Annotated in this window: 10 protein-coding genes; 5 read left to right on the top strand and 5 right to left on the bottom strand. The window is 54.8% G+C overall.

Going from position 1 to position 13,173, the window contains the following annotated elements; translation table 11 throughout:
- Window positions 1-44 precede the first annotated feature (44 nt).
- Both ahr and ACOTY5_RS12900 read right to left on the bottom strand, forming a co-directional pair.
- A complete protein-coding gene (gene ahr, locus ACOTY5_RS12905) occupies window positions 45-1,064 on the bottom strand; it encodes an NADPH-dependent aldehyde reductase Ahr (protein WP_015571992.1) in 1,020 nt (339 codons plus the stop codon).
- Window positions 1,065-1,147: 83 nt separating this feature from the next.
- The gene (locus ACOTY5_RS12900) at window positions 1,148-1,648 is read right to left on the bottom strand and encodes a GNAT family N-acetyltransferase (protein WP_045141585.1); all 501 of its coding nucleotides are present in this window, start codon (window positions 1,646-1,648) and stop codon (window positions 1,148-1,150) included.
- Between the two features lie 204 nt (window positions 1,649-1,852).
- Between ACOTY5_RS12900 and ACOTY5_RS12895 the strand changes: the two genes are divergently transcribed.
- Together ACOTY5_RS12895 and ACOTY5_RS12890 are read left to right on the top strand one after the other, a co-directional pair.
- A complete protein-coding gene (locus tag ACOTY5_RS12895; RefSeq protein WP_045141584.1) occupies window positions 1,853-2,707 on the top strand; it encodes a DUF3289 family protein in 855 nt (284 codons plus the stop codon).
- The gene (locus ACOTY5_RS12890) at window positions 2,707-3,231 is read left to right on the top strand and encodes a DUF943 family protein (RefSeq protein ID WP_045141583.1); all 525 of its coding nucleotides are present in this window, start codon (window positions 2,707-2,709) and stop codon (window positions 3,229-3,231) included. Before ACOTY5_RS12895 ends, ACOTY5_RS12890 begins: the two co-directional genes overlap by 1 nt.
- Before the next feature lie 39 nt (window positions 3,232-3,270).
- Here the strand turns inward: ACOTY5_RS12890 and ACOTY5_RS12885 are convergent, their stop codons facing one another.
- The 3 genes from ACOTY5_RS12885 to pepA all read right to left on the bottom strand — a co-directional run bounded on the left by ACOTY5_RS12885 (window position 3,271) and on the right by pepA (window position 8,198).
- Window positions 3,271-6,126, bottom strand: coding sequence for a valine--tRNA ligase (locus ACOTY5_RS12885; RefSeq protein ID WP_017382726.1), 2,856 nt, complete (start codon window positions 6,124-6,126; stop codon window positions 3,271-3,273).
- A complete protein-coding gene (gene holC / locus ACOTY5_RS12880; protein WP_003861884.1) occupies window positions 6,126-6,569 on the bottom strand; it encodes a DNA polymerase III subunit chi in 444 nt (147 codons plus the stop codon). Before holC ends, ACOTY5_RS12885 begins: the two co-directional genes overlap by 1 nt.
- Window positions 6,570-6,686: 117 nt before the next feature.
- The gene (pepA, locus tag ACOTY5_RS12875) at window positions 6,687-8,198 is read right to left on the bottom strand and encodes a leucyl aminopeptidase (RefSeq protein ID WP_003861882.1); all 1,512 of its coding nucleotides are present in this window, start codon (window positions 8,196-8,198) and stop codon (window positions 6,687-6,689) included.
- 265 nt (window positions 8,199-8,463) lie between these two features.
- Here pepA and lptF point away from each other — a divergent pair, with 265 nt between their 5' ends.
- The 3 genes from lptF to arcB all read left to right on the top strand — a co-directional run bounded on the left by lptF (window position 8,464) and on the right by arcB (window position 13,117).
- A complete protein-coding gene (gene lptF, locus ACOTY5_RS12870; protein WP_003861881.1) occupies window positions 8,464-9,564 on the top strand; it encodes an LPS export ABC transporter permease LptF in 1,101 nt (366 codons plus the stop codon).
- Window positions 9,564-10,646: an LPS export ABC transporter permease LptG gene (lptG, locus tag ACOTY5_RS12865; RefSeq protein ID WP_001147540.1), complete on the top strand. Its 1,083-nt coding sequence runs from the start codon at window positions 9,564-9,566 to the stop codon at window positions 10,644-10,646. Before lptF ends, lptG begins: the two co-directional genes overlap by 1 nt.
- Before the next feature lie 137 nt (window positions 10,647-10,783).
- Complete coding sequence (gene arcB, locus ACOTY5_RS12860; protein ID WP_017382727.1) at window positions 10,784-13,117, top strand: aerobic respiration two-component sensor histidine kinase ArcB; 2,334 nt, start codon at window positions 10,784-10,786, stop codon at window positions 13,115-13,117.
- The last annotated feature ends 56 nt before the right edge of the window (window positions 13,118-13,173 follow it).

Raw genomic sequence — 13,173 nt, 5'->3', positions numbered from 1 at the left:
TTGGGGTGAGGGCATCAGGCCGCACATTCCCCGGCAATCTCACATCAGAAATCCGCTTTCAACACCACGCGGTAGCGGGCTTTGCCGTCGCGCACGTGCTGGATCGCTTCGTTGATTTTTGACATCGGGTACAGCTCGGTGGTGGGTGCCACTTTTGTGCGTCCGGCAAACTTCATCAGCTTGCGTAACTCATATGGTGTGCCGGTAGCAGAGCCGGATATGCTGCGATCGCCGCCGATCAGGGTAAACGCCGGAACCGGCAGCGGCTTCATCACCGCACCCACGGTGTGGAAGTTACCGCCGTAGGCCAGGGCTTCAAAGTACGGCTGCCAGTCGAGATCGACGTTCACGGTGTTAATGATCAGGTCAAACTGGCCTGCCAGAGCGGTGAGCGCCTGGGGATCGCGACTGTTCACCACTTTATCCGCACCCATCGCCAGCACTTCCTGCTCTTTCGCCGGGTTAGAGCTGAACGCCGTCACTTCACAGCCCATCGCGTGCAGCAGCTTGATGGCGATATGGCCCAGACCGCCAATCCCGATCACGCCCACGCGGCTGGTGGCGGTGACGTGATGCATCAGCAGCGGTTTAAAGACGGTGATACCGCCACACAGCAGCGGACCTGCGGATTCAATATCAATGCTGTCCGGCAGCGGGATAACCCATTGCCAGTCGGCGCGCAGCTTATCGGCGAAACCGCCCTTGTTCAGGATGGTCGGCGTTGCGCCCTCAAGGCAGTTGATCTGATTGCCGCTGATACAGGCGTCGCAGTGGCCGCAGCTGCGTGCCGTCCAGCCGATACCCACGCGCTGGCCCACTTTCAGCCCTTTGTCCTGCGCGGCGCTGCCGAGCGCCACGACGCGGCCAATGACTTCGTGCCCGGCCACCAGCGGATAGCTGGAGAAGCCCCATTCATTGTCGATCATCGAGAGATCTGAGTGGCAGATCCCGCAGTAATCAACCTGTACTTCGACGTCTTCCGCTTTTAGTTCGCCCGCATCGTACTCGTACAGCTCAAGTTCTGCACCCGCCTGCGGTGCGGCGTAGCTTTTTATCTTCGACATCGCATTTCCCCTGTTTTGGTGTGAACTGTGAGTGTAGAGCATTCAGTTTACAGACGCTTAACAGAAGACGGCAGGAACAAAACTTACAGATTTTTCAGCATCCTGACTTCGCAGTCCACGTGGCCCGTGCAGCCCAGTGGCGCATCGATATGCTCAAAGCCGAGATGTTCATACAGGCCAATGGCCTCTTTAAGGAAAGCGGTGGTTTCAAGGTAGCAACGTTTAAAGCCCTGTGAGCGTGCATGTTCCAGGGCGACCAGCGCCAGCTTTTTCGCCAGGCCTTGTCCGCGTATCGTTGGCAGGAAATACATTTTCTGGAGTTCACAGATATCCGGCTCGCTGCAAAGCAGTGGGGCAATGCCGCCGCCGCCCACGACCTGGCCGTCCTGCTCGATGACCCAGTAGGCATGACCCGGCTGGCTGTACAGCTGAAAAAGTTCGTCCAGATTTGGGTCGGCCACGGTGTAGCCTTTGTCGGCGGTCAGGCCATATTCGGCAGAAACCGTGCGGATAACGGCGGCGATAGCCGGGTTGTCGCTGGCGGATATCCGGCGGAGTGTAGGGAGGGACTGCGTGGAGCTCATTTTGTTACTCAATCAATAAAAATTCATCATAGTGATATTTGATACCACCCTCTTTACAATCATGCAAGGCAGAGATAATGACAGGGAAGAATTTTCATCATCCACATGGTGTTTATACCATTTCGCTCATGTTCTCTTTTTCAAAGTTATATTATTTTCTGTTGTTGTGAAGTGCGCTGTTATTATTTATCAGGATGATGAATTATGAATATAGATACGCTTTTATCAATGTCTTTGCCGTGTGAAGTTTTTTCCACGTTCCACCGTTTTGAAAACTATTATGTAGATGATATGCAGTGTGGAGATTTAGTCGATAGGGATTTCCAGTTATTAGGACTTGAGGACATTTCTGCGCGGGTAGACCCGTTCAGGTGTTTGCAATTCAATGCGAATAATTTCTATAGTCCTCGGGTGGCGGACTTCGGCCTACGGAAACCGCAGGGTGTGTCACTTAGCCGTCAGCGCTGCGCTGAGATTATGTTTGATGAGATGATAGAACTCTCGACACAATTTGCTCACGGGCCATACGCCCCGCTTATAGGTGAGTTGATTAATCATTTTCATTACGGTAATGGAGGATCATGGCACAGTGAGCGTCTGAGTAGAGCATATGCAGAAGTGATTAGAGGTACAGAAACAAATCATTTGTTGCATTGCATTCAGACGGAGATAAATGAACGTTTCTATCTGAAACAGCAGATAGGGATTGATTTTAATTTTCTTACGGCTTTAAGCGGACACATCACTAGAAACGTCAGGCTGCCAAAATTTAACCGTTTCATCGATAGGTTTAATGGGTTGGGAATAAGCGTACATGATATTTATGCCCAGAAGGTCAGCCTGGAAAGTTTCCATCGCAATGCTGTATCCTGGGAGGGGGTGCTGTTATTTACCGGACAGGATCATTTTGGTCTTGGGACGGAAGATATTACAAATGACTTCTATAAGAACTTTCGCTTCTTCCGCATTTGGTTTTTTTTGCAACGACATCGCGATTATGCATTTAAACCCTTCATGACAAATTTTAGAGCTTATATTCATATAAACGGTGGCGTTTGATGCTGAATCATCGGAAACGTAAAGCGGCTTTTCTTAGCCTGGTGCTGTTGATAACCTGCTATTTACTCTGGACTCAACGACCAGTGACTATCATCCGCGCCGGTAGCCATGCTGAGTATGATCCCGGATTTGTCCTCAAGGAGTTTGCCAGCAAAGACAGAAAATTTGAGGCCTATGGAATCCTGGTAGACCATCTGGCTTTAACGGAGTGGGGACGTATTCATTGGTATCTGGATCATAAAGAAGAACTGAAAAACCTTTATCACATACCATCATCCGATGGCTATAACATTACCTTTTGGGATATCGGTGATGGCTTTACTGATTTTGCAAGCTCAGGGGATGGCGATATGTATTGCCTGCCTCCGATAAAGGAAACAGAAAAACATTGTGTTGAGAAAAATATGCTTATGAGCGTGGATTATGAGCAAGGTTACTATGAAAAATTCTCCTTCAGCAAGAGTGAGTATTACTGGATAACCATGCCGGACGGGAAGTTGGTGCGAATAAAAAATGCGTTATAAAAGAAAACACCGGAGAGAGTCTCCGGTGTTTTCATGATATTACAGCGCCGCGATAACCGCCTGCTGCTCGATCAGTTTGGTCTTCGCATCGGCGAAGGCAACCAGACGCTCACGCTCTTTGGCGATGACCGCTTCCGGCGCGCGGGCCACAAAGCCCTCGTTCGCCAGTTTGCTTTCGATTTTGCCAATTTCCACGTCGACTTTCGCCACTTCTTTCGCCAGACGCGCCAGCTCCGCATCTTTGTCGATCAGGCCCGCCATCGGGATCAGCAGCTCCGCGCCGTCGATGATTTTGGTCACGGAAACCGGACCTTTGTCATCGGCAGGCAGCACGGTGATGCTTTCCAGACGCGCCATGGTTTTCAGGAAGGTGTTGTTCTCGGTGACGCGACGAACGGCAGCTTCGCTGCAACCGCGCAGCAGCAGCTCCAGTGGTTTACCCGGAGCGATGTTCATTTCCGCGCGGATGTTACGTACCGCAACGATCGCCTGCTTCAGCCACTCGGTATCCGCAGACGCGGCTTCATCCACTTTCGCGGCGTCGAATGCCGGGAACGGCTGGAGCATGATGGTATCGGCATTAATACCGGCAATCACCTTCACGCGCTGCCAGATGGTTTCGGTGATGAATGGAATGATCGGGTGCGCAAGGCGCAGCAGACCTTCCAGAACGGTAATCAGCGTATTACGCGTGCCGCGCAGTTCCGCTTCAGAACCGCCGTTCATGACCGGCTTCGCCAGCTCCAGATACCAGTCACAGAACTGGTTCCAGGTGAATTCGTACAGGATGCCTGCCGCGATGTCGAAGCGGTAGCTGTCCAGCGCGTCGCGGAACGCTTTCACCGTCTGGTTAAATTCCGCCAGGATCCAGCGGTCTGCCAGAGACAGGGTCATTTCGCCGCCGTTAAAGCCGCAATCCTGATCTTCGGTGTTCATCAGCACGAAGCGGCTGGCGTTCCACAGCTTGTTACAGAAGTTACGGTAACCTTCCAGACGCTTCATATCCCAGTTGATGTCACGACCGGTGGAGGCCAGCGCCGCCAGGGTGAAGCGCAGGGCGTCGGTACCGTGAGATTCGATCCCGTTCGGGAACTGCTTCTCGGTACGCTTGCGGATTTTCTCCGCCAGCTGCGGCTGCATCATGTTGCCGGTACGTTTTTCCAGCAGCTCTTCCAGAGAGATACCGTCCACCATATCCAGCGGGTCGATAACGTTACCCTTGGATTTGGACATCTTCTGGCCTTCGTCGTCGCGGATCAGGCCGGTCATGTAGACGGTATGGAACGGAACCTGCGGCTTGCCGTCTTCGTCTTTGATGAAGTGCATGGTCATCATGATCATGCGGGCGATCCAGAAGAAGATGATGTCGAAGCCGGATACCATCACGCTGGTTGGATGGAACTGACGCAGCGCGTCGGTGTTTTCCGGCCAGCCGAGGGTAGAGAAGGTCCACAGTGCGGAGGAGAACCAGGTATCCAGCACGTCTTCGTCCTGGCGCAGGGCAACGTCAGCGCCCAGGTTGTTTTCCTGACGCACTTCCTCTTCGGTGCGGCCAACGTAGACATTGCCTTCGTTGTCGTACCACGCCGGGATACGGTGACCCCACCACAGCTGACGGGAAATACACCAGTCCTGAATATCGCGCATCCAGGAGAAGTACATGTTTTCGTACTGCTTCGGCACGAACTGGATGCTGCCGTTCTCAACCGCTTCAACAGCCGGTTTCGCCAGCACGTCGGCACGCACGTACCACTGGTCGGTCAGCATTGGCTCGATAACCACGCCGCCACGGTCGCCGTACGGCACGGTCAGATCGTGAGGTTTAATCTCTTCCAGCAGGCCGAGTGCGTCAACGGCGGCTACGATGGCTTTACGCGCGGCAAAGCGCTCCAGCTTCTGGAACTCAGCCGGGATGTCGCTGGAATAAACGTCGGATTCGTTGCCTTTGGTGTCATACACTTCTGCGCTTTCGCGGATATCGCCGTCGAAGGTCAGAATGTTGATCATCGGAAGTTGATGACGACGACCGACTTCATAGTCGTTGAAGTCATGCGCCGGGGTGATTTTCACGCAGCCGGTGCCTTTTTCCATGTCGGCGTGTTCGTCGCCCACAATCGGAATACGGCGGTTCACCAGCGGCAGCACCACGAATTTGCCGATCAGATCTTTATAACGCGGATCTTCCGGGTTAACGGCCACGCCGGTATCGCCCAGCAGGGTTTCCGGACGGGTGGTCGCCACCACCAGGTAATCTTTACCGTCGGCGGTTTTTGCGCCGTCGGCCAGCGGATAGCGGATGTGCCACATGGAGCCTTTAGACTCGCGGTTTTCCACTTCCAGGTCAGAGATGGCGGTGCGCAGTTTCGGGTCCCAGTTGACCAGGCGCTTGCCACGATAAATCAGGTCTTCTTTGTACAGGCGCACAAAGACTTCTTTCACGGCGTTGGACAGGCCTTCATCCATGGTGAAGCGCTCGCGCTCCCAGTCTACGGAGTTGCCGAGACGGCGCATCTGACGGGTAATGGTGCCGCCGGATTCTGCCTTCCACTGCCAGATTTTGTCGATGAACGCGTCGCGACCGTAGTCGTGGCGGGTTTTACCCTCTTCAGCGGCAATTTTACGCTCAACCACCATCTGGGTCGCGATACCCGCGTGGTCAGTCCCCGCCTGCCACAGGGTATTTTTGCCCTGCATGCGCTGGTAGCGGATCATGGTATCCATGATGGTCTGCTGGAAAGCATGCCCCATATGCAAACTGCCGGTGACGTTCGGCGGCGGGATCATGATGCAGAAGGACTCTTTGCTTTCGTCGCCGTTAGGCTTGAAATAGCCCTGCTGTTCCCAGTGCTCGTAAAGCGGCTGTTCGATATCGCGTGGGTTATATGTCTTTTCCATTATTTCCAGGTTGCCGTATTCAGGTTAAAACCGGCCAGGCGGTACGCTTTGTAGCGTTCGCGCGCCAGTTGTTTCAAAGATTCTTCGTAAGGGACAAAGTCTACCACTTCTGTGAAAGCGGTGGCAAAATCTGCAAAGTCTGTCCGCAGGCTAATGAGAATGTCGCGCGCGCTGCTGTTGCGTTTTTGCGGCCAGGCAATCTCCACCGGTGCCCCGCCGCGTGGACCTTCGCCCGACAGGTTATGCGGAACAAAACTCTCCGGCGGGCGCGCCCATAGCGCTTCATCCAGGCGAATCGCCTGCTGCTCATCTTCACAGGCAATCAGGACGCGTTTACCTGCGCGCCAACGTTCTGCGGCAATTTCACACACCAGCTGTTCAACGGCGCTGAGGCCATCCTGATGGGTGTCATTGTCCAGAAGGTAGAACGTTGCATTCTTCATATATGGGGCTTCTTGTCGTGGATTTAAATGCAAAGCCGGGTGGCGCTTCGCTTACCCGGCCTACGGTTGAGTGGCGTGTAGGCCGGGTAAGGCGTAGCCGCCACCCGGCGTTTTACATCACTCGTCGCCGTTAAAACCCGCACGATTGAGCAGGAACTGCGACAGCAGCGCCACCGGACGTCCGGTCGCGCCTTTGGCTTTACCGGAGCGCCATGCGGTCCCCGCGATGTCCAGGTGCGCCCAGTTGTACTTGCGGGTAAAGCGCGCCAGGAAGCAGCCCGCGGTAATAGCTCCGCCAGGACGACCGCCGATGTTCGCCATGTCTGCGAAGTTAGACTCCAGCTGTTCCTGGAACTCGTCCCCCAGCGGCAGACGCCACGCGCGGTCGCCGGCCTGCTCGGACGCGCCGATCAGCTCATGCGCCAGCGGGTTGTGGTTCGACATCAGGCCGGTGATGTGATGGCCCAGCGCAATCACGCAGGCGCCGGTCAGCGTAGCCACGTCGATCACCGCTTCAGGTTCGAAGCGCTCAACGTAGGTCAGCACGTCGCACAGCACCAGACGGCCTTCGGCGTCGGTGTTCAGCACCTCAACGGTCTGGCCGGACATGGTGGTCAGCACATCACCCGGACGATAAGCGCGGCCGCCAGGCATGTTTTCGCAGCCCGCCAGCACGCCGATCACGTTGATGGGCAACTGAAGTTCCGCGACCATGCGCATGACGCCGTAAACCGCCGCCGCGCCGCACATGTCGTACTTCATCTCATCCATGCCTTCTGAAGGCTTGATGGAGATACCGCCGGAGTCGAAGGTCAGCCCTTTACCGACGAGCACGATGGGACGCGCATCTTCAGACGGATTACCCTTGTACTCAATGACCGACATCAGGGATTCGTTCTGGGAACCGTTACCGACCGCCAGATAAGAGTGCATCCCCAGCTCTTTCATCTGCTGTTCGCCGATAACGCGGGTGATGACGTTCTTGCTGTACGCGTCAGCCAGCTGGCGCGCCTGAGACGCCAGGTACGCGGCGTTACAGATGTTTGGCGGCATATTGCCAAGATCTTTTGCCGCTTTAATACCGGCGGCAATGGCCAGACCGTGCTGAATGGCGCGCTCGCCGCTGGTCAGCTCGCGACGGGTTGGCACGTTAAAGACCATTTTACGCAGCGGGCGACGCGGCTCGCTTTTGGTGGTTTTCAGCTGATCAAAGCTGTAGAGGCTCTCTTTTGCGGTTTCGACGGCCTGGCGCACTTTCCAGTACGTGTTGCGGCCCTTAACGTGCAGCTCCGTCAGGAAGCAGACGGCTTCCATCGAACCAGTATCATTCAGTGTATTAATGGTTTTCTGAATAACCTGCTTGTACTGGCGCTCATCAAGCTCACGTTCTTTACCACAGCCAATCAGCAGAATACGCTCGGACAGGACGTTCGGAACATGGTGCAGCAACAGGGTCTGCCCTGGTTTGCCTTCCAGTTCGCCACGGCGCAGCAGGGCGCTGATATAGCCGTCGCTGATTTTATCGAGTTGCTCGGCGATCGGGGAGAGTCGGCGTGGTTCAAAGACGCCCACAACGATGCAGGCACTCCGCTGTTTCTCCGGGCTACCGCTTTTTACACTGAACTCCATGCACTACGCTCCTGAATCTTAAAGACAACGGCGGCGGCTACGGATAGAATTGAAACCTTTCGTAACTCATGTCCGCCGTTGTGGTGACTTCGTGTTAATCTTACGTTACTACGGTTTCGACACGTCAATAAATGTCATGAAGCGCGAATCCGCCGGGTTTTTTAATCTTAGCGATGATTTCGACGACTCAAGAGAATAAATGACGTTTAAGCCATGAAACAAGCTAAATTCCTGCATAAGACGAGTTTTAACGGGCGTATTTAAAGTGATAATCATAAGATATCTGGTTCGGGAGACGCTGAAGAGCCAACTGGCGATCCTCTTTATCCTCCTTCTGATCTTTTTCTGTCAGAAGCTGGTCAGGATCCTCGGCGCGGCGGTTGATGGCGAAATCCCAACGAATCTGGTGCTTTCCCTGCTCGGGCTTGGCGTGCCGGAAATGGCGCAGCTTATCCTGCCGTTAAGCCTGTTCCTTGGTCTGCTGATGACCCTGGGTAAGCTCTATACCGAAAGTGAAATCACCGTGATGCATGCCTGCGGCCTCAGTAAAGCCGTACTGGTAAAAGCAGCCATGGTGCTGGCGCTGTTTACGGGCATTGTTGCCGCGGTTAACGTCATGTGGGCGGGGCCGACCTCCTCTCGTCATCAGGATGAGGTGCTGGCGGAAGCAAAAGCTAACCCGGGGCTGGCGGCGCTGGCGCAGGGGCAGTTCCAGCAGGCGACCGACGGTAACTCCGTGCTGTTTATCGAAAGCGTCGATGGCAACCGCTTCAATGACGTGTTTCTTGCTCAACTGCGCCCGAAAGGTAACGCCCGGCCTTCTGTGGTGGTGGCGGACTCCGGTCAGCTGTCTCAGCGTAAAGACGGCTCTCAGGTTGTCACGCTGAACAAAGGAACGCGTTTCGAAGGCACGGCTATGCTGCGCGACTTCCGTATTACCGATTTTCAGAACTACCAGGCCATCATTGGCCATCAGGCCGTCGCGCTCGATCCCACGGATACTGAGCAGATGGATATGCGCACCTTAATGAATACCGATACCGATCGTGCGCGTGCTGAACTGCACTGGCGTATCACGCTGGTATTCACCGTATTTATGATGGCGCTGATGGTGGTTCCGCTGAGCGTGGTAAACCCGCGCCAGGGCCGCGTGCTGTCGATGCTGCCAGCGATGCTGCTGTATCTGGTGTTCTTCCTGCTGCAAACCTCAATCAAGTCTAACGGCGGGAAAGGAAAAATTGACCCGATGATCTGGACCTGGGTCGTGAATGGTTTGTATCTGCTGCTGGCAGTCGGACTCAACTTGTGGGACACGGTGCCTGTGCGTCGTCTTCGTGCCCGGTTTACGCGTAAAGGAGCCATCTAATGCAGGCGTTTGGCGTACTTGACCGCTATATCGGTAAAACGATTTTCACCACCATCATGATGACCCTGTTCATGCTGGTGTCGCTCTCGGGCATTATCAAATTTGTCGACCAGCTGAAAAAAGCCGGGCAGGGGAGTTACGACGCGTTGGGCGCCGGGATGTATACCCTGCTCAGCGTACCAAAAGATGTGCAGATCTTCTTCCCGATGGCGGCCCTGTTGGGGGCGCTGCTGGGTCTGGGGATGCTGGCTCAGCGTAGCGAGCTGGTGGTGATGCAGGCATCGGGTTTTACCCGTATGCAGGTTGCGCTGTCGGTGATGAAAACCGCGATCCCGCTGGTGCTGTTGACCATGGCGATTGGCGAATGGGTCGCGCCGCAGGGCGAACAGATGGCGCGTAACTACCGTGCTCAGGCTATGTACGGCGGTTCACTGCTCTCCACGCAGCAGGGATTATGGGCGAAAGATGGTCAGAACTTTGTCTATATCGAACGCGTGAAAGGGGACGATGAACTGGGCGGCGTGAGTATCTATGCCTTCAATAACGATCGTCGTTTACAGTCGGTGCGTTATGCCGCCTCCGCTAAATTTGATGCGAACAACAAGCTTTGGCGGTTATCCCAGGTTGATGAATCTGACCTGACGAACCCGAAACAGATCACCGGTTCGCAGACCGTTAGCGGTACCTGGAAAACCAACCTGACGCCGGACAAGCTTGGGGTGGTAGCGCTCGATCCCGATGCGCTCTCCATCAGCGGTCTGCATAATTACGTGAAGTATCTGAAATCGAGCGGACAGGATGCGGGGCGTTACCAGCTCAACATGTGGAGCAAAATCTTCCAGCCGCTGTCCGTGGCCGTGATGATGCTGATGGCGCTATCGTTCATCTTTGGACCGCTGCGTAGCGTGCCGATGGGGGTTCGCGTGGTAACCGGTATCAGCTTTGGTTTTGTGTTCTACGTCCTCGATCAGATTTTCGGTCCGCTGACGCTGGTGTATGGCATTCCGCCAATTATCGGCGCACTGTTGCCGAGCGCCAGTTTCTTCCTGATCAGCCTCTGGATGCTGCTAAAACGCTCCTGATAAACCTTCTTCCTCGCTCCCGGTTGCCCGGGGGCGAGGCTAATCTCCTGTTTCACCCCGCACTTTTTCTCACAACCTTCAACGCCTCGCCGTGAATTTGAGTATTATTGAGCGATAAAGTCGTGAAGGGATCCTCTATGAAGCAAATTCGAATGCTGGCCCAGTACTACGTCGACCTGATGATGAAGCTCGGGCTGGTGCGTTTTTCCATGCTGCTGGCGCTGGCGCTGGTCGTTCTGGCCATCGTCGTGCAAATGGCCGTGACCATGGTTCTGCATGGTCAGGTCGAGAGCATCGACGTGATCCGCTCTATTTTCTTTGGCCTGCTGATTACCCCATGGGCGGTCTATTTTCTCTCCGTGGTGGTTGAGCAGCTGGAGGAGTCCCGACAGCGTTTATCGAAACTGGTGGATAAGCTGGAAGAGATGCGCGAGCGCGATCTCAAACTCAACGTCCAGCTCAAGGACAACATTGCCCAGCTGAATCAGGAAATTTCAGACCGTGAGAAGGCGGAAGCCGAGCGTCAGACCACGCTTGAGCAGCTAAAAGTTGAGATGAAAGAGCGTGAAGTGACGCAGATCCAGCTTGAACAGCAATCCTCTTTCCTGCGCTCGTTCCTCGATGCGTCGCCGGATCTGGTGTTCTACCGTAATGAAGATAAAGAGTTCTCCGGCTGTAACCGGGCCATGGAACTGTTGACCGGGAAAAGCGAAAAGCAGCTGATCCACCTGAAACCTCAGGATGTCTATTCCGAAGAGGCGGCAGCAAAAGTGATGGAGACGGATGAAAAGGTCTTCCGCCATAACGTTTCGCTGACCTATGAGCAGTGGCTGGACTATCCTGACGGGCGCAAAGCCTGCTTTGAGATCCGCAAAGTGCCTTATTACGACCGGGTGGGGAAACGTCATGGTCTGATGGGCTTTGGCCGCGATATCACCGAGCGTAAGCGCTATCAGGATGCGCTGGAGCGCGCCAGCCGGGATAAAACCACCTTCATCTCCACCATCAGCCATGAACTGCGCACCCCGCTGAATGGCATTGTGGGGCTGAGCCGCATTCTGCTGGATACCGAGCTGACCAGCGAGCAGGAAAAATACCTGAAAACGATCCACGTCTCGGCGGTCACGCTGGGCAATATCTTCAATGATATTATCGACATGGATAAGATGGAACGCCGTAAAGTTCAGCTCGACAACCAGCCGGTTGATTTTACCGGTTTCCTCGCGGACCTGGAAAACCTGTCAGGTTTACAGGCTCAGCAAAAAGGGTTGAGCTTTGTGATGGAGCCAACGCTGCCATTGCCGCATAAAGTGGTGACGGACGGCACACGTCTGCGGCAGATCCTGTGGAACCTCATCAGCAACGCCGTGAAGTTTACCCAGAAGGGGCAGGTTGCGGTGCGCATTCGCTATGACGAAGGCGACATGCTGCACTTTGAAGTTGAGGACTCGGGTATCGGCATTCCTCAGGAGGAGCAGGATAAGATCTTCGCCATGTATTATCAGGTTAAAGACAGCCACGGCGGTAAACCGGCGACCGGTACGGGCATTGGACTGGCGGTGTCGAAACGTCTGGCGAAAAGTATGGGCGGGGATATCACCGTTGCCAGCCAGCCGGGTAAAGGCTCCACCTTTACGCTTACCGTCCACGCGCCTGCCGTGGCGGAAGAGGTGGAAGATACGTTTGAGAACGACGATATGCCGCTGCCAGCCCTGCACGTCCTGCTGGTGGAAGATATTGAGCTGAACGTCATTGTCGCCCGGTCGGTACTGGAAAAACTCGGTAACAGCGTGGATGTGGCGATGACCGGCAAAGCCGCGCTGGAGATGTTCACGCCGGGCGAGTATGACCTGGTGCTGCTCGATATTCAGCTACCGGACATGACCGGGCTGGATATCTCCCGCGAGCTGACGCGCAAATATGCTCCTGACGAGCTGCCGCCGCTGGTGGCGTTGACCGCAAACGTGTTGAAAGATAAAAAAGAGTATCTCGAGGCCGGTATGGACGATGTGCTCAGCAAGCCGCTGGCGGTACCCGCCCTGACGGCGATGATCAAGAAGTTCTGGGATACCTGTGATGAAGAGGAGAGCACCATGACGTCTGTTGATAGCGCTAAAGCCCAAACGATACTGGATACCGCCATGCTGGAGCAGTATATCGATCTGGTGGGACCAAAACTGATCACCGATGGCCTCGCCGTGTTCGAAAAAATGATGCCGGGCTATCTGAACGTGCTCGAATCCAACCTGACGGCGCGTGACCAGAAGGGCATCGTCGAAGAGGGACATAAAATCAAAGGCGCGGCAGGATCTGTCGGGTTACGCCATCTCCAGCAGCTGGGCCAACAGATTCAGTCGCCTGATTTACCAGCCTGGGAAGATAACGTAGGTGATTGGGTCGAAGAGATGAAACAAGAGTGGCAAAACGATGTGGCAGTGCTGAAAGCGTGGGTGGATGCCAGAAAAAAATGACCCCGGCTATACCGGGGTGCGCGAATACTGCGCCAACACCAGGGAAATCGTGGCTG

Source organism: Enterobacter cloacae complex sp. SHL018, assembly GCF_049237905.1.
Classification (GTDB): Bacteria; Pseudomonadota; Gammaproteobacteria; order Enterobacterales; family Enterobacteriaceae; genus Enterobacter; species Enterobacter hormaechei_C.
This window is presented reverse-complemented; position numbering and strand designations above follow the sequence as displayed.